Raw genomic sequence first — 24,497 nt, 5'->3', positions numbered from 1 at the left:
TCTTCTATTCCCCCATCCTGTCAGGCATATTCCGCTCCATAGTTATTACAGACGATTATTGTTGGAAATTTAGTAAAACCTCTATATAATGAATGTTATATAATTATAGTTTTCCCGACGGTAGAAACAAAAGAGAGGAGAAGGAAGATGCAGGTCAACCAGGCGTTTCGTGATTTTTTGTTATCCAAATCCTCTATACTTACGGAAGAATGGTACGAGTCTCTTGATAAATCAGGAACCGGCGTCTACGGCTCGACAGATATCGATACGATTACCAATCTGAAAGCACAGAACAACGAATTCCACACATACCTGTCTCAGCTGTTTATGATGGATATGGAAAGCTTTTATCTCCACATCCATGAATGGATTGTAAAAATAGGCAGCGACCCTCACCATCTGGAAACACCTACCCATGAGATCATGCGTGAATTCATGCGGGTCCGGCTGCAGTACCTTGATTTCCTGCAAGAGTTCAAAGCGAGAGACGGTATTCAAATTACGAGAGATCGTGAGGCGCTTTGGACACGTAAGTTGATAGAAGCGTTCGATCAGATTATGTACAAAGTTGCAGAAGAAAAGTCCAATCAGTTGAACACACAGATTCAGAAGCAGAAACACACGATTAATGAATTAAGTTCTCCTTTGATTCAATTATCCAATGGTAGGGCCTTACTGCCTCTTGTAGGCAACATCGATACAGCGAGAGCTAGCGCCATTTTGGATAATACTTTACAGAAATGCACCAGTCAGAGTGTCGCTGATTTATACATAGACCTCTCCGGTGTGTATCTAGTAGACACGATGGTTGCCCACCAGATTTTCCAATTGATTGATGGGCTGCGTCTGATTGGTGTGAGAACGACCGTCGTCGGCATCCGCCCTGAGATTGCTCAGACAGCGGTCCAGCTCGGAGTAGATTTCAGCAACGTCACTACGACGGCCACTCTCGCACAGGCGATGGTCGGTGAATCGTTTTAATTTCATAGAAAAAGGAAGCCGTAGAGTAGACGGCTTCCTTTTTTCATTCTGTTCTTATCTGATTTGGCCGGTTCCCTTCATAAGAAACTTCACTGTCGTCAATGCAGGCAATCCCATTGGACCACGCGCATGCAATTTTTGTGTGGAGATACCGATTTCCGCACCAAAACCTAACGCTCCTCCGTCCGTAAAACGCGTGGAAGCATTATGATAAAGTGCTGCCGCGTCCACCAATGCGAAGAAGGTATCGACGGACTCCTGATCTTCGGAAATGATTGCTTCCGAATGCTTCGTACCATATGCTTCAATATGAGCGATTGCTTCCGTGAGATCATCGACAGCTTTTACTGCAATATCTGTGCTCAAATATTCGTTTGCCCAGTCTTCTTCCCCTGCAGGAATCGTTCCTGGAATCGTTTTTTGAATATATTCGTCACCATGAACGGTAATGCCGTTCTGTTCGAAAGCAGCAATCAATGCTTCGGTATGCTGTTCCAACCACTCTTTGTGAACGACCAGCGTTTCCGCGGCATTACAAACAGCCGGACGATCTGTTTTTGCATTGACGAGAATTTGGATCGCTTTTTCTACATCGGCCGTCTGATCAATATAAACGTGACAGTTACCTACCCCTGTTTCAAGAACAGGGACCGTTGCATTCTCAACCACAGCTTGGATAAGCTTGCCGCCTCCGCGCGGAATCAGCACATCAATGTGCTCTTTCATCGTAAACAGCTCGTTGGTCGCCGCTCGATCAGTGGAAGCAATGAACTGGACAGCTTCCTTTGGTATTTTCGTTTCTGCTAAGCCTTTGTGCATGACTTGAACGATCGCTTCATTGGAATGGATGGCAGAAGAACCACCCTTCAGTACGATAGCGTTACCTGATTTAAGCGCAAGACCGGTAGCATCTACTGTTACATTAGGCCGAGCTTCATAAATCATGCCGATAACGCCCAATGGAACGGTTACCTTTTCCACTTTCAACCCGTTCTCAAGCGTCCAGTCGGATAGGACGCGGCGTGTAGGATCTTCCAGTTTAGCCACATCTCTAAGTCCCTGTGCAAAATCCGCAATTCTTTCTTTAGACAATGCCAATCGGTCCATGAAGGCTTCTGTGAAACCTTGCTCCCGGCCGTTTTGCAAATCCTTCTCGTTAGCGGCAAGAATGGTTTCATAGTCGCGCTCCAGCACATCAGCAAGATGGTTTAATGCTTCATCCTTTTCTTTTTCTGATAAAACCATCAACTTCTTGGATGCTTTTTTGGCTTCGATTGCTTGCTGCTCTACATTCACATTCTTTTTCGTTTGAGTCATCAAAGACCTCCTTGTTTATTTTACACACCTACGGGCAGGGCAACTTCCAAGTGGCAGACAAAGTCTTTCCGTTCAATTGCTGCTTGTTCATAAGACTCCAGTTCCGGTTCTGTAAGACCGATCATTTCTTCCATTTCTTCCGAAGAATAATTGACGACACCAAGACCCATTTCTTCACCATTCAGGTCATGGATACGGACAACAGCCCCTTTGTCAAAGCGTCCTTGGACATGATGGATGTTCGTCGGCATCAAGCTCTGCTTATTGTCGATGAATGTTTCCTGTGCACGGTGGTCAATGATTACTTCCCCTTCAGGACCGGAATTGAAAGCAATCCACTGTTTCTTATGATCCAAGTTTTCTGCTTCTTTGTCGGTTACGAAGTAAGTTCCCTTCGCCTTTTGATAAACGGCATCATAGACGATTCCGGGCGTCGTTGCTTTACCCAGGAAGGAAGAAATTCCGGATGCCATGGATATCTTAAAGGCATCAATCTTGGACTTCATTCCACCGGTGCCTACTGCACTTCCCGGATCACCGGCTGCAGCTTCGATTTCCGGTGTAATTTCGTGGACTTTATCGAGTAGTTCAGCATTTTCATTTTTACGTGGATCGTCATCGAAAAGTCCATCAATGTCAGATAGAATGATTAGTTGATCTGCATCGACGAGTCCAGCTACTTTAGCAGAAAGCGTATCGTTGTCTCCGAACCGCAGTCGATCGATGGTAATGGTATCGTTCTCGTTTACAATCGGGATGATACCGCGTTCTAAGAGGACATTGATTGTGTTACGTGCATTGGTATAACGATTTTCGTCTGAGAAGTCGCTTCTAGTGATGAGAATTTGTGAGCCCATATAGCCGTGGGACAGGAAAAGATCGGAATAAGATTCCATCAATAATCCTTGGCCAATGGATGCTGCGGCTTGTTTTTCCGGAAGGGAACTTGGGCGTTCCAGACAACCGAGTTTGCGATAGCCTGCCGCTACGGCACCTGAGGATACGAGTAAAACTTCGTGGCCGTCGTCCTTCAAACGGACGACTTCATCTACTAATTTTTCTAATTTACGTCTGCTGATTTCACCATGCATACTGGTAAGAGAACTGCTGCCTATTTTAATTACTACCCTTTTTTTCTGTTGAGTCAACCTATCACTCCTATTTAACATTTTCGCATCTATTGATTCCGCTTATTTACTTCCTACAAGTAGTCCTTCTAATTCTTTACTTAGTTCCTTGGAACGTCCTGCTGCACCCAAGATTGCCTGGGAAATGGCATGACCTCCACCATTGGCATCCAAAGCTTCTAAACCTGCTGCAGTCGTACCGTTCGGGGATGTCACATTTTCACGCAGCTCCGTCGGGCTTTCTTCTCTTTCCAACATCATCTTGGCTGCTCCAAGTAATGTCTGTGCTCCGATCTCGCGTAAGGTTTCGCGGTCCATGCCTTCCGCACGTCCCGTTTCTTCAATATGCTCCATTAGATAATAGAAGTAAGCCGGTCCGCTACCCGCAATTCCAGTAAATACATCCATTTTGTCTTCATCAATAATGAAAACTTCTCCGATGGAACGAAGCAGGTCCTTAGCCACTGTGACATTCTCCATGTCTACGAATGCTCCCGGACAAATCGCCGTAGCGGATTCCCGAAGCATGCTCGATGTGTTCGGCATGACACGGATCACTTTCTGTCCTTCGTTTAAGCGCTCCTCCATATAAGATGTGGATATACCTGCAAGAACAGATACGAGCACTTGATCAGCAGTTAATTTATCTTTCAAGTCCGCTAAGACTCCATCAATATCTTTTGGCTTCATTGCAAGAATGAACTGGTCGATTTCCGAATAATCCAGATCATCTTTCAATACTGTACGCACGCCGTATTTATTATAAATTGTATTTAAACGTTGTTGATTACTTCGATTGGTTACAACGATGTTGTCCGCTGGAATATTGCCGGATTCCACCATTCCGGATATCATCGCTTCAGCCATTGAGCCTGCACCTAGAAAAGCAATCGTTTGTTTAATCATTTGGGTTAATCTCTCCCGTTCGCGTTTTTTGTTCGCTTTCTTCAAGACGTTTTTCATAATAACACTGGCAGATAGTTATTCAAGGGTTTTTCGGCAAGTCACCTCTCTAAGAGCCAATTAGTGAGTGTAAACGGTTTCAAGGAGAGATATATCCACTTCACACCGTCTCATCGTGAATAATCTCGGCTCATGATTGTATATGCGGGTTGAATTTTCTAGAAAATCCCGATAAGCGCAAATTAACTGAATTAACTGATAAATTAAAGTGAGTCCAAATAAAAAAGACATCTGTTGATCCTACCTCAACAGATGCCCTTATTCTTCGTTAATAAAGTGATTCAGCTTTGCCAGCTGCGCGTTCAGTTCTCCTATAGGTACAAAACGTGCCTTTCGAAACCATTCTTTCCCTTCTGAATAAACAAGGACCGCCGGGACGGTCATGACTGAATACTGTCCGGCTACTTCAGGAAGTTGATCGGTATCGACATGTCTCGCCTCAATCTCTGGATAATCCTCCAGTAATTCCTCTACTTGAGGATACAGACCATGACAAACGGAACAGCCTTGTCGGGAAACGTAAAGGACGGACAAGCCTTTCCCTGCGACAAACTCATCCACTTCCTCTATAGAGTGTAATGATTTCAATATGCTCACCTCCCTTTTCATTATATCAGGATTCGGAATGTTTTACTTCTTGTAAAACTTGAATCACTGTAGTCGATCCGGAGGTGGCTGGATATGCTTCTTCTGTTCGACTTCTTGGAATATATCTGGATTACCCTTTCCATTCCTATCCTGTGTACCATTCAACTGCAACGCCTGCAGAATACGATTCAACTCTGTGTGGATCATCTGAACATCTTGTTTCGTCGCAGGTTGCTTCAAGTCTTTCCATTCATAACCGATCTGTCCATTCGGTTCCAGGGTAGCCGTTTTCACATCTTGGATGGAGGTAACGTTCAATTGCCTCAGCTTCATCTCCAATTGATCCACAGTGAAGCGTAACTTCTTCATGTTTTTCTCATTCATACGACCATTTTCTATGATAGAGACGGATCGTCCTGTAAGAAATCTCTCCATAAAATCAAATTTTACCTGAGCGTATTCCATGAGCATCAGCGTCAATACCAGGACACCGCCTACCCCGAAGGTGACCCAGATATTTTTGCCGGCTACCGGCTGTATCAACAAGGATCCAATGGCAATCATAATTACTGTTTGGGACAAGGTCATTTGTGAAATCGACTTTCTGCCGGCTATTCTTAGAATAATGGTGCCGACAAATATGATCAAAATCGCTTTCCATATCCAATCCATCGCTCTCACCTCCCTATGTATGCTTTCCAAAATAAATTGGTTTATCCTGCAAGATGAATCATTATTATCCAATTTCCTCAATTATACTGATAAGCAACAGTATGCGTCTGTTGTGATTCGCAGGAGATGCTTTGCAGAAGGTGGGATTAACGCGGATCTTTTTCAAGCTCCAGAATAATTGAAAAAACCGGTATCGCCCGATACGTGATAACCCTTATAATGGAAGTAAGCCAAGGATAGGAGAGAATGCCGTGTACGCTTTTTATTTTGGAATCATTCTTGCCGTATCTGTCACAGCCCTCATCGGGACGGTTTGGATTGCCCGATCTGTGTCAAAAGAGGAGGAAAATCCCTCGTACGAAAATGATGTAAACAATCTGAAGGACGACCGGAGGAATTCCAGCAGCATTCCACTACTGTCGACGATATATGCCATTACTTTCGCTGTTACTATTGTGCTCGTATGGATTTTCATCTTTTGAGCAGCCGTCTTTTCGGGTTGTATCTATTACATGATCCGCGAGGCCGGTCGGATCAACCTGAAGCAGATAATGGTCTTCCGCCGGCCAATACCGTTCTCTGAACTTATGAATATCCTTTTGTGTTTCTGATGATTCCCGCTGAAAGCGCACATCCCTGTCGCAATCTAGAAATACAACATAATCAAGAAAGGTACGCCATTCTTCGCGCTGCAGGAAGACACCTTCTATGAAAATAACACAGGCTTCCGGAAGTCGCGTTTCCTTCCATTGATGGTCATCTGCATCAGGGGCATAGTAAGGAAGACAGACCTTATCCTTCTCGCGCACAAAGCGGAACAAATGCTCCTGCAGCCATTTCACTTTCCATTGAAAATAGTAGTATTCCTGCCAGGAAGGGTATCCCGTTTGATACCGGTCTTTCCAGTTTACGATGTGATCATCCAAATGAAAGACTACCGTATGGATTCCTTCTTCTTCAAATCTTTGACACAGGTGATGCACGAATGTCGTTTTTCCCGATCGGCTCCATCCATCAATTCCGACAATCACTCTGCCTTTTAAGCTTCGCTTCTTCTCCTCTGCCTCGTACATGCTGTTCCCCTCCCCTTTCCACTGCCCGAGGTATACCGGCCCCTCACAGAGCATAGAATGTACAACCATTGTCAGCAATCCACTCAAAACATATATTCCCAGTTATTTCTGTACATACTTCTATTAAACAGTAATGAGACAAAACTATGTAGTCCGATATTTTCTTTATAGAAAACAAAGGAGCTGTTTGATATGAATCCATTCGATATGTTTCAAAACCTTACCCATAAGAAAATGAGCTTTGCCGAAGCATTCTCGCATATTAAGACGTTCATGTTGAGCGACCCCCTTGCCAATTACCGCCTGATGCTTGGTACCGATTCTCAAGTACACCCTTCCCACACGTTGTTCATTACCGGAATTGTCATTCAAAGGGTAGGCAAAGGAGCTTGGGCTTGTTTCCGCAAAGAATCTGTTCCCAGGAAAATGACCACGCTCCATGAGCGCATTTCCTATGAAACTTCCCTTACAGAACAGGTAGCATCGCTGTTCACAGAAGAACGGAAGAACGAGCTGATAGAAATCGTTCTCCCCCACATTTATAAAGGGGCCACATTTACAATGGAAGGGCATCTGGACATCGGTTCCGGCGAGCGTAACAGGACCAGGGTGTATGTGAACGAAATGGTCGCAAGGATTGAATCCCTGGGAATGGAACCGAAAATCAAACCGGACTCCATTGTGGCCAGCAGTTATGCGAACCGATATACAAAATGAATGGACTCCTCCCTCTCTTCTTTTTGTTATACTTCTATTATAGAGAAACACAGGCAGAGGATGTTGATGATGAACGAAAAAGCAATGACGTCACTCGTTTTAGGCATTTTGTCGATCTTTTTACCTTTCCTCGGACTTATTACAGGAATCATGGGGATCATTTATGCCAACACCGTACTCAGCACGGGAGAGGAAGCGGAGGGAAGGAATTTAGCCATCAGCGGTAAGGTGTGCAGTATTATTGGTTTATGTCTGCAAATCCTTGTTATCATAACCGTTATTCTTGGGTATCTATTCTTCACACGATTGATTTTTGGATACAACTAAAGAGGCGCATACATCAAATGTATGCGCCTCTTTTCAGTTTCACAAAACATAATTTTTATTAGATGAGAGATGTACTGCAGAAGGTGTCGTTTTCTCTTCGACAGCATCTTTTCTGGTTATAAACAGGGCAAGCAGAACGGCCAGCATGCCGGCAGTAAGTTTGCCGATGATAACCGGCAGGATCATCTCCGGTTCAACCCCGGCAACGAAACCGAGATGGCTGCCGATGACGAAAGCCCCACTCACCGCAAAGGCGGAATTGATCACCTTACCGCGCGGGTTCATCTCCTTCATCATTGCAAACATGGGCAGATGATGCGCTAAGGAAGCAAGCAGTCCGGTAAGCGCCGTTTCGTTCACGCCCAGTACACGGCTCCAAGCAGAGAAATACTTTCGGCAGTAGTGATTCAGAATGGTTACAAACGGATAGGCCCCAGCAAGCGTAATGGTAATCTTACCTACGATAATGATCCCTTCAGAAAAAGGAGCCATACCAGGGATCAGGACAAGCCCCGTCAATGTTTCAATGGCAATCAGCAACAATCCGATCAACAGGATCGCTTCCATACCCTTGCCTAAATAAGCGAACACTCTAATCGTAAGCCTACGAAAAAGAAATAAACCTGCGCTGACAAGTACTGCTAATAAGATGGCAGGGAGTAACTGTTTGAACATCCACCCCCATTCAAATCCGGCGGACGCTCCTCCAACAAGGCAGCCGAGCGGAATGGTCGCTATACCAGCAAGGACTCCTTTCGCAAAGTAAGGACTGTCCTCCTTTTTGATGATCGTAAGCGCGACCGGAATCGTAAACACGAGTGTCGGTCCCATCATCGTTCCGAGGAGCGTCCAGGAAAACAGGGCGGCCCTGCCATCGACCGCCAGCGCCTCCGACAAAGGGTACGCCCCCATATCTATGGCAAGCACCATGGAAGCAAAGATGGAAGGATCTGCTCCGAACCACTGAAATGCCGGAGAAATTACGGGCGCCAGCCATTCGGACAAAACGGGAGCAAGAGAAATGATCCCAATCATGGATAAGGCGAGCGAACCCATCATCGTAAACGCTTCATAGAAACGTGCCCCGATTTTAAGGCGGTTATTTAGAAAATAATAATCAAATGCTCCGGCAACCATAAACAGGCACAGCAGAATGAGTACGCCGTCATTGAACCACAAAACCCCATCCCTCTCTTCCCTCTAAAAAAGACTCCCGGGCCCCAGGAGTCTTGATCCATTTATTATCCGATGCTGCATGCAGCAGAACCGTTTTTCTGCAAATATTTCTGATGGTATTCTTCCGCTTCAAAGAAGGAGGTCGCTTCTTCCACTTCCGTGACGATCGCCCGCTTGAACGTCCCCTTCTCCTCCCACTCTTTAATCTTCTCTTCCGCAATATATTTCTGACTCGCGTCGGAATAGAAAATCGCTGAGCGGTACTGATGTCCTACATCAATTCCCTGCTTGTTCTTAGAAGTAGGATCATGTGCTTCAAAGAAAATGTTAATTAATTCGGAATACGTAATTCTTGTCGGGTCATATTCGATTCTGACGGCTTCCGCGTGCCCCGTTTTACCTGTTTTGACTTGTTCGTAGGTTGGATTCTCCAGTTTCCCGCCGATATAGCCGACCTTTGTAGCTGTTACGCCTTCAAATTTCTCAAAAAACGCCTCTACTCCCCAAAAACATCCTGCACCGAAAATAGCTGTTGCCATTTGACATCTTTCCCTTCCCTTAACGCAACTTCTATCGAGAGCCTTTACGGTATAGTAAACAAAAAGACCCCTTTTCTTATCCAGTAAGAAAAGGGGGTCGTAAATATCCGTACGATCCTCTCATCTCTTAGAGCAATAAATACTCTACAGGAATTGGCACCGTTCTCGTCAATTGTACAATTGATTCGATGGTTGCCGGGCATCAAAGGGCCAGTCCCTCCGCCTCTCTGGATAAGAAGTTTCCGTTATTATTTAATTTAAGTTAATTTACATACTACAACGTTTTTCCAATGAAGTAAAGGGGGAAGCTCAATTTTTTTGTAAGGACTCTCCCTTCATTCTATGCAGGAACAACAACGGGAATGACGATAATCAGCCTTGACTATTCGTTGTGTAAACTTCTTCAAACGGCTGGACGATGACAAATCCATCCCCTTCGAATTTCATCTGAATGGATTCCCCGCTCCCTCTGCCGATGAAAGTCTTGAAACTGACATCTGTCTTGAAAGCAGGCTCCAAATGCCCGGACCAGGCAACTGTTGCATGAGGATCGGTCAAAACAGGCTGACCGGGCTTCACTAATAAAGTCAGCGGTTCATAATGAGAGGTAATAGCTACACGACCACTTCCGGAGAGAGTAACGTTAAACAATCCGCCGGATACCATACCGGCTACTTTTTTCATCAATTTGATGTCCCAGTTTATGCTCGGTTCAAAGGCCAAAAGGTCATTGCCGTTCACCGTCAGCGTCTCATTGTCCAAGTCAAAGATTGTAATCTTCTTACCTTGATCAGCGAGGTATAATGCCCCCCTCCCTGTTGCTTTCATAAGAGAGCTTCCCTCTCCAGTCATCGCCTTCTTGAACAAGCGGCCCACTCCATGCTCCAATATTCCTTCCCTTTCAAATTTAATATCTCCGTTATAAGAAATCATAGACCCGGCTTTCGCCCACACCTGGTCCATCAAATTAACTTCCAATATCCTCGGGGTTTCCAATTCAAAGTAATCGTTTTCCGAATCGTCCTGCTTCGTCTGCCTGATAAATTCCTGTATTGAATAATTTCCCATCCTGATTCCTCCCTCAATGATTGGCCAATGTAGAAGCTCATGATTGTCATACGTTTCCATACCCGCTAATGTTTCAACTTACTCAAGTCCTTTTCTTTACGTATCAGCACTACTGTTATGGTAGACTCGGGTTACCATGTCATTACACAAAAGGAGAGCTATATATGTATGGTTTAGATGAGAAAAGAGAGCAGCTGCTCGAATATGTGAGGGAGATTCCCGCCTCCAAACATACGGTGAAACCGGCAGAAAATCGCTGGTCTATTATGGAAGTATTGGAGCATTTGTACTTAATCGAACAGTTCGTCATCCATCAGGTGAACAGATCACTTAAGCAAGGAGATCAGCAGCAGGTGACGGAAAAACCAGTCCATAAGGTAACCAACCGCTCTTACACATTGGAAGCTCCAGAGTCTGTTCGTCCAAAGGGTATTTTTCATAACCTGAAGGAAGCGGAAGACGGACTCAAAAAATCAAGGGAAGCTACATTATTCCTCATTCATAATAAAGAAAAAGAAACGTTGCAGAACCGAGCATTTCCACATCCTGCTCTTGGTGACATGAACCTGGAACAATGGGTCGAATTTATCGGCTGGCACGAACTTCGCCACCTCGATCAGATCAAAGAAATTAACCAATCTTTAAATACATGATTAAACCCCCCGGAGCTTTACTCCGGGGGGTTGTATTATGCTTGACCTTTGTAATCTTCAGGCTTAATTTCTTCTCCGTTCTTGCCGGTATAGCGAAGACCCCAGCCTGTCCAGGCAGCAATCAGCATGACAATCAACAGTCCCCAGCCCTGGAATACGAACGGGAATACTTCTCCGGGTCCGATAACAGGAAGGAAGTCATACTGCTCAGCCGCTCCTCTTACAGTCGTCCAGGCAAGCAGGACACCGCCGCTCCAAGGGAAGATATACCCGAGTGAAGAAGTGACAGTATCAAGAAAATTGGCACGTCTGTAAGGATGAATGTTCAACTCTTTTCCTAGCTTCCTCACAAACGGTGCAGCCGCAATTTCTGCCGCTGTATTAATGGTGATGAACATATTGAGAAACGCCACAATACCAAAAATCGACAGCTCTGCTCTGCGTACCACGTTATTGATAAGTCGAAGGAAGAAATTCTTGATAACATCCATCGTTCCAGCTACTTCCAGAAGGTAGGCAGCCGCCAAAATGAACAGGATGAGGACAGCCATGTTGAAGTAGCCGCCGATTCCATCGATCAATGCTCCTTCTACCACCGCTTCTCCAGCTTCATTTTTATAAATATGAAGCACTTCTGTCAAAGAAGTCCCTGATAGAAAGATGAATACGACGGATGCTAGAATTCCCCATGATAAAGAAGTCAATAAATGCTGACCGCTCAACGCCAGGTAAAGTACGAGCGCAAAAGGAATCAGCATGACAAGACCGTTCGGCGATACTTCATTCTGAAGCTGTGAGATGATGGCTTCGCTGCCGGTCTCCCCACCGCCTCCGAATGTAACGAATAAAATAAGTGCAGGTATTGCAGCTGCTATGGAATACTTAAATCTTGACCGTACAACACCGGGGACGTCCGCTTCCTGTGTCGTAGCTGACACGATCGTCGTATCAGAAACCGGAGCCAGGTTATCTCCAAATACCGCTCCACTCAATATTGCAGCCAGAAGCAGCACAGGATCTGCTCCCAGAATGACACCAGCCGGATACATCAACACACCAAACGTTGCTACTGTACCGTAACCTGTACCTACGGCTGTAGCAAATAATCCGGCAAGCAGGAAGGTGATTCCGACGAACATGCCCCCCTCAAGGCCGGTCTGAAACCCGAACCAGATAAGGCCATCCACCAGACCACCCGCAGAAAGCATATTTGCAAACATACCCGCCCAAAACCATGCAATGATGGCAACTATACCGACAGGCTGGGCCATACCTGTAATTAATGCTTGAGCATAGTCCGCCCATTTCGATCGGCAGAAAAACAAACCAAGTGCGATCCCGATCACCATACCAAGCACTAATCCCTGCTCCGTTACTAATTCTGTAACGCTTAGTACTATTGCCCAAATGATGAAGAACACCAAAGGAATCGTCGCAGCAAAGACTCCCCCGCGGAACTCTAATCGATCTACTGATTTTTCCCCTAATGCCTCGTCAACCACTTGATCCTTTTGTCTGTCTGACATCAGATGTCCTCCTTCTATCTCTTGTTCTGTCTAGTGATGCACTACTACAGTTTACCACCAAGTGTATAGACATATAAACAGCGAATTTTTAACACTTTAAAGCGTTTGGTTATATGTGTAAACGAATCTCCTTCCAGCTTCCAACTCTGGAAATTATCCCTCTTTACGCTGGATGAACGAGAAGCTAAAATAACACAAACAAACCGGGAATTTTCCGTCTTATCCTACTGTAAATGACAACTTTCTCACGGTCCGTAACGAGCATAAGTGTTTGACTATACAAATTATTCTGATAACATTATGAAACACAGCCATTACTCCATATTATTTCCAACAGGAAGGTGAAAATGTGACTACGAAAAGAAAAAGCAACGATCATACAACCCCTCTAAGACGTGACATCAGATCCCTCGGCAAAATGCTCGGGCATGTCCTCGTCCATCATGGAGGAGAAGAATTATTGAATAAAGTGGAAACGATTCGACAATGGACGAAAGACTTGAGAAGTAACCCGGACCCTGCCACTTATCAGCAATTGAAACAGGAAATTCAAAACCTCGAACCACCGATGCGGGCCCAGGTCATCCGCGCATTCTCAATCTATTTCCACCTCGTCAACATCGCTGAACAAAATCACCGGATCCGCCGCAGACGAGAATATCAGATAAGAGAGGATCATGGTGTCCAGCCCTTCTCTCTAGAAAGCGCCGTACTTAACCTGAAGAACAATAATTTCTCCAAAGATGTCATCCAGGATGTGCTCCACCATCTCTCCTTGGAATTGATCATCACTGCCCACCCGACGGAAGCGACGAAACGAACCGTTCTTGAGATACAGAAGCGGATCGCAACAATCCTTCAGAAACTTGACCATCCACAGTTGACGCAAAGAGAACGGGAAAGCCTTCAGGAAAGTCTTCAGAATGAAGTAACTGTCCTTTGGCAGACGGACGAGCTCAGAGAAAGAAAACCAACAGTAATGGATGAAGTAAGAAACGGCCTTTATTATTTTGACGAGACGCTGTTTGATGTCCTTCCGGAAATTCATCAGGAACTGGAAGCGAGGCTCGAAGAACAGTACCCGGACGAAGAATGGTCTGTACCAAATTTTCTCCGTTTCGGATCCTGGATTGGCGGAGACCGTGACGGAAATCCGAACGTCACCCCGGACATTACTTGGGAAACATTACAGAAGCAGCGTACCCTTGTACTCAAAAAATACAGAAACGTTCTCATAGAATTGATGAAACGGTTCAGTCAGTCTTCCGCTCTGGTGAACGTTTCCAACGAGCTTAAACAGGCGATCGAAAAAGAAGAAGCACTGCTTCCATCCGGCAAAAAGTGGCGGGTAGACAAAGAGATTTATCGAAGAAAGTTCGCCATCATTTTGGAAAGGCTGGAGCAGGTGGGTCAATCTGATACCGGATATACGCATGCGGAAGAGCTGTTGGACGACCTCCACCAAATTCAGAGAAGCGCTCAGGCACACCAACCTGGAAGCATTGAATTGAAGAAGTTGAAAAAGCTTATCCGCCAAGTCGAGTTGTTCGGCTTCCACCTGGCAACTTTGGATATCCGGAATCACAGCGGTGAGCACGAATCGGCTGTCAGCGAACTGTTACGTAAAGTCGGCATCGTTGACGATTACGCTGCCCTTTCCGAGCAGGAGAAGCTGAATACATTACAGGATGTTTTAAAGGATCCGCGTCCGATATCGCTTCTGAACGAGGATTATACCGAATCGACCCAGGAAATGCTCAACGTCTTTCATATGATCAGAAAAGCACACCTTGAATTCGGAAAGCGATCCATTGAAGTTTATCTAATAAGTATGAGCGAATCCGCAAGCGATCTCCTGGAGGTGCTCGTTCTGGCCAAGGAAGCGGGCATTTACCGCCTTCATGCTGATGGATCCGTCGAAAGCAACTTGAATATTGCCCCATTATTGGAGACAGTGGATGATTTGGTCGCGGGACCAGATATTCTAAAAACACTGTTTGAAATGGACCTGTACAGTAAGCATTTAAACATCCGCGGCAACAAACAGGAAATCATGCTTGGATACTCGGATGGCAGTAAGGACGGTGGGACACTGACGGCCAACTGGAAGCTATATAAAGCGCAACAGGAAATCCATGATATGGCTCATGCCTATGACGTCAGCCTTAAATTCTTCCACGGACGCGGCGGCTCCCTCGGCCGGGGCGGCGGGCCACTTAACCGAAGCCTGCTTTCCCAGCCTGTGGAAACGCTTGGAGAAAGCGTGAAGATTACCGAACAAGGAGAAGTGTTATCCTCCCGCTATCTGCTTCGTGATATTGCTTATCGAAGCTTGGAGCAGGCAGCATCTACTCTGCTCGAGGGAGCTGCGAACGTTTCGAAAGAATCAGAACAAGGCCATCACCGGGAAGAAGTCTGGGAACAGGCGCTTGATGACATCTCGGATGTATCGCTTGAGAAATACCAATCGCTTGTTTTCGGTGACTCCGACTTCTTAACCTACTTCAACGAAGCGACACCACTTCAGGAAGTAAGCCAACTGAATATCGGCTCCCGGCCAAGCAAACGGAAAGACAGCTCCAAGTTCGAAAATCTGCGGGCTATTCCATGGGTATTCGCTTGGACGCAGAACCGCCAGCTGCTTCCTGCCTGGTACGCTTCCGGTACAGGATTGGCTTCTTATGTGGAGAAAAATGAAAACAATCTCGCTACATTAAAGCAAATGTACGAAAACTGGCCGTTCTTCCATTCCACCATCAACAACTTGCAGATGGCGTTAACGAAAGCGGATATTCAGACAGCAAAAGAATATACAGCCCTCGTAAATGACCAGAAACTCGGCGAACGTATCTTCAAGAATATCGTGGAGGAATATGAGCGAACGAAGGAAGTATTACTGAAGATTTCCGGTGATCAAGAACTGCTTGATCATCAGCCGACAATCAAAGAATCCGTCCGACTAAGAAATCCTTACGTGGATCCTCTTAACTTCCTGCAGGTAGATTTGATCAAGAAGCTTCGGGATGTCGATGGGGACGATGAAGAGACTCTGACAGAAGTGCTGCTGACGATCAGTGGAATCGCAGCCGGGCTTCGAAACACGGGTTGATTTCAGCACAATTTTATACTATCTAAAAACCCGGCCGTTACGGCCGGGTTTTCTTGTTTTAAGCGGTTAAAAAAACGTGATCGTTAATATAACTTCCCTTGACGATACATAATAGTGGATAACTTCATGACAGAGTGTATATAACAATTTTGGCGCAGTGGAAACGGATCACCAAAAAATTGTGGGAGAATCGTATCCATCGTTCCTTTCATTTTCTGAAACAACCGCCGGAAAATTTCGTCCTCTTCCATAAACTGCGCTTCTTTCCCTTGTACCCATTCATAGTAAGAAACGATGACACCTCCAGCGTTTGCGAGAATGTCCGGAACAATCAGTACCCCTTTATCCGCTAAATATTTGTCTGCCTCCTCTGTTATCGGACCATTGGCACCTTCCACTATGATTCGTGCTTGGATGGAGTCTATATTGTCTTCACGAATTTGATCTTCGAGTGCAGCGAGAATCAATACATCGACATCGGCTGAAAGCAAATCGTCCCGTTCTCCAAGTTCTGCTTTAATCTCGTGAGCACGCAGTTCCTCCTCTGTTGCAGGAAGCTCTCCGTTGTTTTCTTTAGCAAAGTGTACAAGGGCCGGAACGTCCAATCCATCCTCATTGTAAAGCAGAATGTGGGCATCGCTGACTGCAACGATTTTATTCTGAAGATAATTGCACTGGTACGCTTCCAAAGCAGCAACCGACCCTAAGTTTCCAAAGCCTTGAACTGCTATCTTCAATTTCTTATCTGCATGTTCCAAAGCGGTTTTCGCAAAAATATTATCCGTATCAGACAGCCACTTCTTGTTTTCCTTCACGAAGTCATGCATCATGTAACGAAACGTGAAGTAAACGCCTTTCCCTGTCGCCTCCCGTCTTCCCAGAGAACCACCGTTGACAATGCTTTTCCCCGTAAAACTGTTCCGGTACGGCTCTCCGGGATGGGTACTCTTGAACTCGCCCATCATCCAGTCCATCTCTCTTTCTCCAGTTCCAACATCAGGAGCCGGTATATCCTTATCAGGGCCGATGATATCGTTAAAGTACTGGACGTATTTCCTACAAATGAGATTGAGTTCTTTCACAGAATAATCTTTCGGATTGATGACAACACCACCTTTGCCACCCCCGAAAGGCAGCTCATGAAGCGTGTTCTTAAGCGTCATCAGCTTGGCAAGATTGGCCACCTCTTCTTCATTCACGGACTCATGAAAACGAATCCCTCCTTTATAAGGGCCGACGGTGTCACTATGTTGTACCCGGAACGCCGGTATCCGGACGATCGTCCCGTTTTCAAGGGTAATTCGGAGAAATGATTTATGGACATGGTTCGGGGTAGACAATAGAGCAGACAAAGAGTGATAGGCCTGTTCCCTCGTCTGTGCTTTTAAATCCGGAAGAAACTCTTCATCTTCCATAATTGCTTTCAACGATTCTTCAATGATTGATTGTTGTTTATGCATGTATCAATATCCACCCTTCTATTCCTACTATTTATCCTTTAGTTCCATGTACCCCCACAATTTGCAGTGAAACGTTTTCAAGTAATTAAATGGTAAGGATTATAGCGAAGAGTATAGAAAGGCCCCCTCCGAAGATCGGAGGGGGTTAAGATTTATCCCAGGATGTTGTATCCGGAATCGACATATACAATTTCTCCCGTTACCCCACGGGAAAGGTGGCTCATCATTGCAAGAGACATATCCCCTACTTCTTCCTGAGTCACATTCTTCTTCAACGGAGACGTTTCTTCAATCTTGTGAAGGATTTCATTGAACGAAGGGACACCTTTTGCCGCCAGCGTACGGACAGCACCGGCTGAAATCGCGTTTACACGAATATTGTCACGTCCCATGTCTGCAGCCAGGTATTTAACAGTGGATTCCAGAGCGGCCTTGGCCACTCCCATTACGTTGTAGCCTTCTACTACCCGCTCTGCTCCAAGGTAACTCATAGCGATCAATGATCCACCTTCCGTCATATAAGGCTTACCCGCTTTCGCTACTGCAATCAAAGAATAGGCACTTGTGTCCTGTGCGAAAGCATAACCTTCTCTGGAAGTATCAAGGAACCCGCCTTTCAAGTCTTCTGCATGCGCGAAAGCGATGGAATGACAGATGCCGTGTATGACACCTACGCGATCGCCAATCGTTTTGAAGGCTTCCTGGATACTTTCATCGCTGTTAACATCACATTGTACAATAGCTTTCGCCTCGAAGTCGCTTTCTTTCAGAAGCTTCTCCAATTTCGCCTGGGAACGTTCTTTACGATAAGTAAAAATGACGTTCGCCCCTGCTTTATATAGGGATCTTGCTACGCCCCAAGCAAGGCTGCGATTGTTGGCAACTCCCATAACTACAATATTTTTATCTTTCATCTGTAATATATCTTCCATAGTGACCTCCAAGTACTCTACTGTTTTCTTCTATCTTATCATACAGAGCAACCCTATTTTTTTCCACTCCAATAAGCGCCGTCTTCCATATGGGCAAACGGAATATCCGTGTCGACCTCACCTTCTATCCTCTCGAATCCCAACTCGGCACCGGTCAACCATTTCCCGAAATCAATTTCTACTGGTTCTCTATCTCCACCGAGCGCCATCCACGCTTTTTGTTCCTGGGGAAGATAACCGGATGTGTGGATGGTTCCCGCCCAATTCCTATACTGTTTAGAGAAAACCCCTCGATCGGTATCATTCATTAAACGAAAGGCGTCCATGGCACTCTTTACTTCTGGCCGATTCGACTGGATGGCGTCCATCCGCTTCATCGAATCCACAAGGTGATTCCGGTTCTCTTTCGTCATGATTTCAAAGTGATTCGTGCACACATCGGACTGCCGGACCTCCACTCCCCTTGGAGAGGCTTCGACAATGTAGGTTTGATTGCTTCTATCAAAAACCGTATAACTAAACGAATGGCGATGGGGTATCTCCTTCAGCATGTCCACTGCTTCCTGTACATCAGCACAGGATTCCAAGATCATGCGTCCAATCATACAGCAGATGAAACCATCGCCCGGACGTTTGCGATGCATGAAATTATACCCCATCACCAACCCTTTTTCATTCATTCCATCCATTCTGCCGGTAATTCGCTGAGTTGGACCTATGATGGCGTACCCCTGATCGGTCGGTTGGAAAAGGCTGTACCTTCCTTCGTAAGTCTTCGGCATATAATCATAGTTGCGGATCATATAACCATCGCCTGTCATGATGGAGCACCCGGAACGTTTGTAATCAATTCTATATCCTCCAAATTCCATCAGCACCTGTTCCATGGGCCATCCCAATCCATCTCTTAAGCCGAGCAGTTCCTCCCATAAGCCTGGAGCAAATCGGACAATAGCTGCTTTCACTTCCTCTGTCTCCACGACAAATCTGGGCTTACGTACTTTCCATTGTTTCTCCCTATTCTTCACTGTCCAGCTCCCGGCGAGCTGTTGACCCTGATATAACCCGAAGTCATAATGCGAGCCCCTGAACGAAAGAATATCACTATATATCTTCTTCATCGTAAATTTTCCTTTCTCTATTACGTGCCTATCATCCAATGTATCATTTTTCCACCTCCCCGACAAAGCCTCTTTCCTCCCAGTTTCCCTCCGAAGATGCGACAATAAATGATTACTTCTTCTAGTTTTTCGACGTCATCTTTGGTAGTCTTAAAACTGGAGGAATTCAGTAAGCTTTTCCGGATATTTCTGAATGGAACGTGTCGTTTCATAAGAAATTCATACTGCAAAGGGTGGTGGAACTAAGATGAAAGAAGTCGTTATTTTGGGGGGCGGCTACGGGGGTATGCACACACTGCACGGTCTGCTGGATAACATAGGAGATGATGTGCGCATCACCGTCGTGGACAGAAACCCTTATCATTCTTTAAAAACGGAATTCTATACGATTGCCGCCGGAACCGAATCGGACCGACATGCTCGTGTGGATTTCCCGAAACATGAACAAGTTCGCTACGTGTTTGATGAAATTGAAAAGATTGATGTTACGAATGAGCAGATCTTATTAAAAGGGAGCGAAAATGTTCCCTACGATTATTTACTTATAGGGCTCGGCTGTGAAGACAATTATCACGGCATCGTAGGAGCACAGGAATTCACAGAAAGTGTCCAGACGTTCTCAAAAGCCCGAAGCGCAGGATATGCGATTAATAATTTAGATGCTTATGGCAGCGTAACCGTGGTAGGAGCAGGGTTGAGCGGGATCGAAGTCGCTTCAGAAGTTCGTGAAAGCCGCTCAGACTTAAACATCCGCCTGCTGGATCGTGGGGAAACCGTCTTAAAAGCTTTTGATTCCAAGATTCAAAACTATGTAGAGAAATGGTTTAAAGAGAACGATGTAGAAGTGATTCATAATGCCAATGTGGAATATGTAGAGAAAGACGGCGTCTGTAACAACGGCGTTTGTTATATCAATGATGTAACCGTATGGACGGCAGGCGTACGCCCGAGTTACCTTGTCAGGGAACTGCCTTTTGATAAAGACGAACAGGAGAAAGTCATCGTCAATGACTATTACCAGGTACCTTCCCGTCCCAACGTGTATGTCGTAGGAGACTGCGCATCATCGGAACATTCTCCGAGTGCCCAGTTGGCAGGACAGCAGGGGGAGCGTGTCGCAGTCGTCTTAACAGCGATTCTTCAAGGAAAAGAACCGGACAGACCTTCCATCGTCAAACTCAAAGGAGCCCTTGGTTCTCTTGGTAAAAATGATGGATTCGGAAATATGCTTCAAAAGCCTATGACGGGAGTGCTTCCGCGTCTGGCGAAATCCGGAGTGCTGTGGTTAAGCAAACGTCACTAAAATAGGAAAGATCACACCCTGAAGGATGTGATCTTTTTTTCATTATTCATCGGACGGGGACTCTGTGGAGCAGCCTGCCAAGGTATTCAGCCAGTTCGAGCATGCCATATCTTCCCGCTTTCTCTTCCGCCTCCGAATTGTAATTCGTATTCGTATTTACATCATAGGTGTACAACCATCCATGCCTGTCCTGAATTGCTTCAATACCGGCAACCTGAATGTCATTCTCCCTTAAAAATCTTTCGTAACGGTCGATGATGTCGGGTTGATAGTTCTCCAACACTTCAAACTTTGCCGCTTGTGGAGCATCCGCCGGACAATAGGCATCCTCGATCGAACATGCGTCCGCAGGACAAAGCTCGAAGCCGTCAGACGTATCCACTCTTACGCCGTACAGAAACTTGCCGCCGACGAATTCATGACGAACGATATATGGTTCAGGTGCTTCGATATATTGCTGAATTAATGTTATACCATCAACTGGTTCTTCAAAGGCCGCACTGTCGAGGTATTCCTTCAGCGCTCCCACCGAATGGAAGAGTTGAACCCCCTGCCCTTTTCCTGCACGGTTGTGCTTCGTGATGAACGATTCGGATCCGAGGCGTTCCGCTGCTTTGATAATATTATCCTTCCCCACAGCCGATATAGTGGCAGGTGCTTCGATACCAGCCTGATTCAATGCCATATACTGATTGACTTTACTGACTTCCAGACGGAGGGCCCTGCTTCCGTTCACCACCGTCCTCCCGTGACGTTCCAGCCAGGCAAGTACAGCTTCTGTAAATTCCGGAGCATATCGATGATTTCTCGTATGGGAAGATGCGCTGATCCGATTATAAAAGATCCCTTCCGGCGGTTCGCTTGTCAAATCAAGCATTCCTTCGTCCAAATGCCATAGTTCATACGGTAGGTTCAACTCCTGCAGACGTTTGGTTAAATGGTCGGTCCACTCATCGTTCTCGTGAAGTACATAAATTTTGCTCATTGAACTGACTCCTCCCCAATCTTTTCTTCTATATTAACACAATAAACCGATAAATTTACTTGGTTATAGACATTTTTTGACTACTCTTTTCTTAAAAAACAAAAAGAAACCACCCTTCAAGGATGGTTTCTGCTGATTATGAAAGAAATATTTTCTCACAGGAAAGTGGGTGCTTTCCACATATCGCCGGTTAATCTCTCCTCCGATAGATTAACTTGCCTTTGCTGGCAGTGCATTACTCTTACCTTCTGATTTATGACGGATGAGCTGCCATACGAACCACGAAGCGACTGCAACCCAGATGATTGAGCCGATGACCATGGAAGTGGAGTAGGACATGCTGAAACCTTCCGGAGCATAAAAGATATAAGAACTTACAACAGCTGTCATGAACAAAGCGGGAACGCTGCAAATCCAATGAAACTTTTGATTTTTCAGCAAGTACATAGCTGCTGTCCATAACATAACGGTAGCCACAACCTGATTGGACCATCCGACGTAACGCCACAGGAAATTATAATTCATCTGTGTCAATAAGAATGCTGGAATTGCTACAGGGATTGCAAACAAAGCTGCTGTCCATCTTCCGTCCAGTTTCTTACTGGTAACTTCCTTAACAAAGTCCATCAACATCATCCGCGAAGAGCGCAGTGCGGTATCTCCTGTTGTGATCGGGAGCAGGATGACACCAAGGACTGCCAGTATTCCTCCTAATGTACCAAGGGTTGTCGTACTGATTTCGTTTACGACGCCCGCTGGCCCTCCGGAGGCAAGTGCTGCCTGCAGGGACTCCGTACTGCCGAAGAAGGTCATACCGGCTGCCGCCCAGATCAAAGCAATGACCCCCTCAGCAATCATAGCTCCATAGAATACCTTTCTTCCTTCACTTTCTTTCTTCAATGTTCTGGCGAGTATCGGACTCTGGGTGCTGTGGAATCCTGAAATCGCTCCGCACGAAACAGTTACCATCAGCAACGGCCAGATTGGCAGTTCATCTGGATGGAGATTCTGCATCGTCAAGTTCGGCACAGAATAGTCGAAGAAAAACAAGCCGATTCCTATAGCAGCCGCCATAAAGATAAGAATAGCCCCGAACACTGGATAGATCCTGCCGATGATTTTATTGACAGGCAGGATGGTTGCTGCCAGAAAATAAGCAAATATGATAAAGATACACGTTAAGAATCCAAGAGGTGTAACCTCAGCCATCAGCTGTGCCGGACCTGCAGTAAAGGCAGCAGTAACGAGAACCATCAGAGCGATGGAAAGAACATTGATGACCGTTTTCGGGTATTTACCCAAATATTTTCCGACAAGGGCCGGGAATTGTGCTCCATTATGACGTAGGGACAGCATCCCGGAGAAATAGTCGTGAACCGCGCCTGCGAATATGGAACCGACTACGATCCACAAGAAGGCGATCGGTCCATATAACGCCCCCATGACGGCACCGAATATAGGGCCTAACCCAGCGATATTCAAAAGCTGTATGAGACTCGCTTTCCACCAACTCATCGGCATGTAATCAAAACCGTCGTTCTTTTCATAGGCCGGTGTCGCCTTTTGGTCATCAATCCCGAAAATTCGTTCTACCACCTTTGCATATATGAGATAACCTAATAATAGTAATACGATGGATGCGACAAATGTAATCATCGCTGAGCCCCCTCTCAAATGGAATGTAAGGAGTATTTTATCTGTGCAGATGTCGAAAAACAACCCATTTTCAGAATATTTATTTTTTTATCTTTTTTTTCTTATTTGGTAGCGGATACAATGGAACCAAATGAAAAATTCCATAGAAAAGGCCGCCGGAAACTGGGTTTCGGCGGCCTTTTCTATTTTAAAACTAATATTATAAGACAGAGCTAATCTGTCTTTTACTTTTATAATAACCTGCCACCCAGAGAATTGGTTAAGTTCCCGCAGTCGTATCGATTGCAGGGTGGCATTGCTTTTAAATTATCACACATCCAGCTCCGTAAGCAAGCAGCACCTATGTATATTAACATGCAATTAAGTGAGTTGTTCTTTTAATTCCAGTGATTGGCCACGGAATCTATTCAAAAGATCATCCAGCTCCTGAGATACTCGAAGCAATTCTTCATCGTTGGGATTCTGATTATATATATCATACATTCGGACTCTCAATTCTTCAATTTGTCTTTCAAGTTTTTCTTTGTAATTCATATACTCAGCTCCTTCTCATGTAGATTACCCTTTTATTTCCTATCTAAACATTATTTTAAGCAAACTTTTACTATTCAATGAATTTCCGTTTATGAACAGTGTCGAGAATTGCCCGGGAAATAAAAAAACGTTCTGTTATTTCTGACTTCATGTTAGGATATATGAAAACATACATATGGAGGAATGTTTCATGTTTAAAGCAATTTCGACTGAAAACGCACCAAGTGCCATCGGGCCATACTCCCAGGCTGCCGATCTCGGAAATTTGGTTTTCATTTCTGGACAGATTCCTCTTGATCCAAAAACGATGGAGTTCGTTTCGGACGAGGTGAAAGAACAGACGGCACAAGTAATGAAAAACATCGAGGCTATATTGACAGAAGCCGGACTAAGCTTCCGCAATGTCGTGAAAATGAATATCTTCCTGGATTCCATGGATGATTTCACCACTGTAAATGAAGTATATGCCGGCTTCCTAGAAGAGCCTTATCCCGCGAGGGCAGCTGTGGAAGTCAGCAAGCTTCCAAAAGGTGCAAAAGTCGAAATCGAAGCGATAGCTGTAAAATCTTAGCATTTACTCACAATATTCGAAGTAAGAGAAGTTTTTTTGTCCCATTACATTAAAAAATAGCTTTATGTGTAATTCGAAAAGCAGAGCATATGCTCTGCT

The 24,497-nt window shown here is 45.3% G+C and carries 23 protein-coding genes and 1 riboswitch; of the genes, 7 read left to right on the top strand and 16 right to left on the bottom strand.

What is annotated here, in order from left to right; all coding sequences use genetic code 11:
• The first annotated feature begins 147 nt into the window (after nucleotides 1–147).
• Nucleotides 148–981 (top strand): STAS domain-containing protein, encoded by an 834-nt coding sequence (locus M662_RS04105; protein WP_008632892.1) that lies wholly within the window; start codon nucleotides 148–150, stop codon nucleotides 979–981.
• A gap of 54 nt (nucleotides 982–1,035) precedes the next feature.
• Here M662_RS04105 and M662_RS04100 read toward each other — a convergent pair whose 3' ends face one another.
• The 6 genes from M662_RS04100 to M662_RS04075 form a co-directional block, all read right to left on the bottom strand.
• Nucleotides 1,036–2,298 carry a glutamate-5-semialdehyde dehydrogenase gene (locus M662_RS04100; RefSeq protein ID WP_026578641.1) on the bottom strand — a complete coding sequence of 421 codons (1,263 nt, stop codon included), beginning with the start codon at nucleotides 2,296–2,298 and terminating at the stop codon, nucleotides 1,036–1,038.
• Between the two features lie 20 nt (nucleotides 2,299–2,318).
• On the bottom strand, nucleotides 2,319–3,446 hold the full coding sequence (gene proB / locus M662_RS04095) for a glutamate 5-kinase (protein WP_026578642.1): 1,128 nt from the start codon (nucleotides 3,444–3,446) through the stop codon (nucleotides 2,319–2,321).
• A 42-nt stretch (nucleotides 3,447–3,488) separates the two neighbouring features.
• Nucleotides 3,489–4,331 (bottom strand): pyrroline-5-carboxylate reductase, encoded by an 843-nt coding sequence (proC, locus tag M662_RS04090; RefSeq protein ID WP_008636626.1) that lies wholly within the window; start codon nucleotides 4,329–4,331, stop codon nucleotides 3,489–3,491.
• A 315-nt stretch (nucleotides 4,332–4,646) separates the two neighbouring features.
• Nucleotides 4,647–4,985, bottom strand: coding sequence for a thioredoxin family protein (locus tag M662_RS04085; protein ID WP_328700172.1), 339 nt, complete (start codon nucleotides 4,983–4,985; stop codon nucleotides 4,647–4,649).
• A 54-nt stretch (nucleotides 4,986–5,039) separates the two neighbouring features.
• Complete coding sequence (locus M662_RS04080; protein ID WP_008636631.1) at nucleotides 5,040–5,648, bottom strand: DUF421 domain-containing protein; 609 nt, start codon at nucleotides 5,646–5,648, stop codon at nucleotides 5,040–5,042.
• 413 nt (nucleotides 5,649–6,061) lie between these two features.
• Complete coding sequence (locus tag M662_RS04075; protein WP_064503513.1) at nucleotides 6,062–6,721, bottom strand: kinase; 660 nt, start codon at nucleotides 6,719–6,721, stop codon at nucleotides 6,062–6,064.
• 192 nt (nucleotides 6,722–6,913) lie between these two features.
• On the opposite strand from M662_RS04075, the gene M662_RS04070 reads away from it, so the two are divergent.
• Together M662_RS04070 and M662_RS04065 are read left to right on the top strand one after the other, a co-directional pair.
• A complete protein-coding gene (locus tag M662_RS04070) occupies nucleotides 6,914–7,438 on the top strand; it encodes a ribonuclease H-like YkuK family protein (RefSeq protein ID WP_008636648.1) in 525 nt (174 codons plus the stop codon).
• Between the two features lie 66 nt (nucleotides 7,439–7,504).
• The gene (locus M662_RS04065) at nucleotides 7,505–7,765 is read left to right on the top strand and encodes a DUF4190 domain-containing protein (protein ID WP_162129276.1); all 261 of its coding nucleotides are present in this window, start codon (nucleotides 7,505–7,507) and stop codon (nucleotides 7,763–7,765) included.
• Nucleotides 7,766–7,804: 39 nt separating this feature from the next.
• On the opposite strand, the gene eutH is transcribed toward M662_RS04065, so the two are convergent.
• The 3 genes from eutH to M662_RS04050 form a co-directional block, all read right to left on the bottom strand.
• On the bottom strand, nucleotides 7,805–8,944 hold the full coding sequence (gene eutH, locus M662_RS04060) for an ethanolamine utilization protein EutH (protein WP_008636653.1): 1,140 nt from the start codon (nucleotides 8,942–8,944) through the stop codon (nucleotides 7,805–7,807).
• Between the two features lie 62 nt (nucleotides 8,945–9,006).
• Complete coding sequence (gene msrA, locus M662_RS04055; protein ID WP_008636656.1) at nucleotides 9,007–9,480, bottom strand: peptide-methionine (S)-S-oxide reductase MsrA; 474 nt, start codon at nucleotides 9,478–9,480, stop codon at nucleotides 9,007–9,009.
• Between the two features lie 117 nt (nucleotides 9,481–9,597).
• A riboswitch (SAM riboswitch) is annotated at nucleotides 9,598–9,718 on the bottom strand.
• Nucleotides 9,719–9,852: 134 nt separating this feature from the next.
• The gene (locus M662_RS04050; protein WP_008636658.1) at nucleotides 9,853–10,548 is read right to left on the bottom strand and encodes an AIM24 family protein; all 696 of its coding nucleotides are present in this window, start codon (nucleotides 10,546–10,548) and stop codon (nucleotides 9,853–9,855) included.
• A gap of 164 nt (nucleotides 10,549–10,712) precedes the next feature.
• Between M662_RS04050 and M662_RS04045 the strand changes: the two genes are divergently transcribed.
• Entirely contained in the window at nucleotides 10,713–11,201 is a 489-nt protein-coding gene (locus M662_RS04045; protein ID WP_008636659.1) for a DinB family protein, read from the top strand.
• Between the two features lie 35 nt (nucleotides 11,202–11,236).
• Here M662_RS04045 and M662_RS04040 read toward each other — a convergent pair whose 3' ends face one another.
• A complete protein-coding gene (locus tag M662_RS04040; RefSeq protein WP_008636660.1) occupies nucleotides 11,237–12,727 on the bottom strand; it encodes a Na+/H+ antiporter NhaC family protein in 1,491 nt (496 codons plus the stop codon).
• Nucleotides 12,728–13,145: 418 nt separating this feature from the next.
• On the opposite strand from M662_RS04040, the gene ppc reads away from it, so the two are divergent.
• Entirely contained in the window at nucleotides 13,146–15,836 is a 2,691-nt protein-coding gene (ppc, locus tag M662_RS04035) for a phosphoenolpyruvate carboxylase (RefSeq protein ID WP_442858830.1), read from the top strand.
• Nucleotides 15,837–15,919: 83 nt separating this feature from the next.
• On the opposite strand, the gene M662_RS04030 is transcribed toward ppc, so the two are convergent.
• The 3 genes from M662_RS04030 to M662_RS04020 form a co-directional block, all read right to left on the bottom strand.
• Nucleotides 15,920–17,296: a Glu/Leu/Phe/Val family dehydrogenase gene (locus M662_RS04030; RefSeq protein WP_008636677.1), complete on the bottom strand. Its 1,377-nt coding sequence runs from the start codon at nucleotides 17,294–17,296 to the stop codon at nucleotides 15,920–15,922.
• A 152-nt stretch (nucleotides 17,297–17,448) separates the two neighbouring features.
• Nucleotides 17,449–18,228: an enoyl-ACP reductase FabI gene (gene fabI, locus M662_RS04025; protein ID WP_008636680.1), complete on the bottom strand. Its 780-nt coding sequence runs from the start codon at nucleotides 18,226–18,228 to the stop codon at nucleotides 17,449–17,451.
• Between the two features lie 53 nt (nucleotides 18,229–18,281).
• Nucleotides 18,282–19,349, bottom strand: coding sequence for a C45 family autoproteolytic acyltransferase/hydrolase (locus M662_RS04020; protein WP_026578644.1), 1,068 nt, complete (start codon nucleotides 19,347–19,349; stop codon nucleotides 18,282–18,284).
• 247 nt (nucleotides 19,350–19,596) lie between these two features.
• On the opposite strand from M662_RS04020, the gene M662_RS04015 reads away from it, so the two are divergent.
• The gene (locus M662_RS04015; RefSeq protein WP_026578645.1) at nucleotides 19,597–20,652 is read left to right on the top strand and encodes an NAD(P)/FAD-dependent oxidoreductase; all 1,056 of its coding nucleotides are present in this window, start codon (nucleotides 19,597–19,599) and stop codon (nucleotides 20,650–20,652) included.
• 46 nt (nucleotides 20,653–20,698) lie between these two features.
• Here the strand turns inward: M662_RS04015 and M662_RS04010 are convergent, their stop codons facing one another.
• From M662_RS04010 to M662_RS04000, 3 genes are all read right to left on the bottom strand, one after another.
• Nucleotides 20,699–21,637 (bottom strand): ATP-grasp domain-containing protein, encoded by a 939-nt coding sequence (locus tag M662_RS04010; protein WP_008636686.1) that lies wholly within the window; start codon nucleotides 21,635–21,637, stop codon nucleotides 20,699–20,701.
• 210 nt (nucleotides 21,638–21,847) lie between these two features.
• Nucleotides 21,848–23,293 carry a carbon starvation CstA family protein gene (locus M662_RS04005; protein ID WP_008636688.1) on the bottom strand — a complete coding sequence of 482 codons (1,446 nt, stop codon included), beginning with the start codon at nucleotides 23,291–23,293 and terminating at the stop codon, nucleotides 21,848–21,850.
• 360 nt (nucleotides 23,294–23,653) lie between these two features.
• Nucleotides 23,654–23,827: an aspartyl-phosphate phosphatase Spo0E family protein gene (locus tag M662_RS04000; protein WP_008636690.1), complete on the bottom strand. Its 174-nt coding sequence runs from the start codon at nucleotides 23,825–23,827 to the stop codon at nucleotides 23,654–23,656.
• Between the two features lie 190 nt (nucleotides 23,828–24,017).
• Here M662_RS04000 and M662_RS03995 point away from each other — a divergent pair, with 190 nt between their 5' ends.
• The gene (locus M662_RS03995; protein WP_026578646.1) at nucleotides 24,018–24,398 is read left to right on the top strand and encodes a RidA family protein; all 381 of its coding nucleotides are present in this window, start codon (nucleotides 24,018–24,020) and stop codon (nucleotides 24,396–24,398) included.
• Nucleotides 24,399–24,497: the final 99 nt, after the last annotated feature.

Origin of the sequence: Bacillus sp. SB49 (assembly GCF_000469135.2) — a bacterium.
Lineage (GTDB): Bacteria > Bacillota > Bacilli > Bacillales > Halobacillaceae > Halobacillus.
Note: the sequence above shows the minus strand (reverse complement) of the source record. Positions and strands in the feature narration are given on the sequence as shown.

Excerpts from the sequence above, each read along its gene's own strand:
- M662_RS04105 (WP_008632892.1), top strand. The coding sequence starts at position 148 with ATGCAGGTCAACCAGGCGTTTCGTGATTTTTTGTTATCCAAATCCTCT.
- M662_RS04100 (WP_026578641.1), bottom strand. The coding sequence starts at position 2,298 with ATGACTCAAACGAAAAAGAATGTGAATGTAGAGCAGCAAGCAATCGAA.
- proC (WP_008636626.1), bottom strand. The coding sequence starts at position 4,331 with ATGATTAAACAAACGATTGCTTTTCTAGGTGCAGGCTCAATGGCTGAA.
- M662_RS04080 (WP_008636631.1), bottom strand. The coding sequence starts at position 5,648 with ATGGATTGGATATGGAAAGCGATTTTGATCATATTTGTCGGCACCATT.
- M662_RS04075 (WP_064503513.1), bottom strand. The coding sequence starts at position 6,721 with ATGTACGAGGCAGAGGAGAAGAAGCGAAGCTTAAAAGGCAGAGTGATT.
- M662_RS04070 (WP_008636648.1), top strand. The coding sequence starts at position 6,914 with ATGAATCCATTCGATATGTTTCAAAACCTTACCCATAAGAAAATGAGC.
- M662_RS04065 (WP_162129276.1), top strand. The coding sequence starts at position 7,505 with ATGATGAACGAAAAAGCAATGACGTCACTCGTTTTAGGCATTTTGTCG.
- msrA (WP_008636656.1), bottom strand. The coding sequence starts at position 9,480 with ATGGCAACAGCTATTTTCGGTGCAGGATGTTTTTGGGGAGTAGAGGCG.
- M662_RS04050 (WP_008636658.1), bottom strand. The coding sequence starts at position 10,548 with ATGGGAAATTATTCAATACAGGAATTTATCAGGCAGACGAAGCAGGAC.
- M662_RS04045 (WP_008636659.1), top strand. The coding sequence starts at position 10,713 with ATGTATGGTTTAGATGAGAAAAGAGAGCAGCTGCTCGAATATGTGAGG.
- M662_RS04040 (WP_008636660.1), bottom strand. The coding sequence starts at position 12,727 with ATGTCAGACAGACAAAAGGATCAAGTGGTTGACGAGGCATTAGGGGAA.
- ppc (WP_442858830.1), top strand. The coding sequence starts at position 13,146 with ATGCTCGGGCATGTCCTCGTCCATCATGGAGGAGAAGAATTATTGAAT.
- M662_RS04030 (WP_008636677.1), bottom strand. The coding sequence starts at position 17,296 with ATGCATAAACAACAATCAATCATTGAAGAATCGTTGAAAGCAATTATG.
- fabI (WP_008636680.1), bottom strand. The coding sequence starts at position 18,228 with ATGGAAGATATATTACAGATGAAAGATAAAAATATTGTAGTTATGGGA.
- M662_RS04020 (WP_026578644.1), bottom strand. The coding sequence starts at position 19,349 with ATGAAGAAGATATATAGTGATATTCTTTCGTTCAGGGGCTCGCATTAT.
- M662_RS04015 (WP_026578645.1), top strand. The coding sequence starts at position 19,597 with ATGAAAGAAGTCGTTATTTTGGGGGGCGGCTACGGGGGTATGCACACA.
- M662_RS04010 (WP_008636686.1), bottom strand. The coding sequence starts at position 21,637 with ATGAGCAAAATTTATGTACTTCACGAGAACGATGAGTGGACCGACCAT.
- M662_RS04005 (WP_008636688.1), bottom strand. The coding sequence starts at position 23,293 with ATGATTACATTTGTCGCATCCATCGTATTACTATTATTAGGTTATCTC.
- M662_RS04000 (WP_008636690.1), bottom strand. The coding sequence starts at position 23,827 with ATGAATTACAAAGAAAAACTTGAAAGACAAATTGAAGAATTGAGAGTC.
- M662_RS03995 (WP_026578646.1), top strand. The coding sequence starts at position 24,018 with ATGTTTAAAGCAATTTCGACTGAAAACGCACCAAGTGCCATCGGGCCA.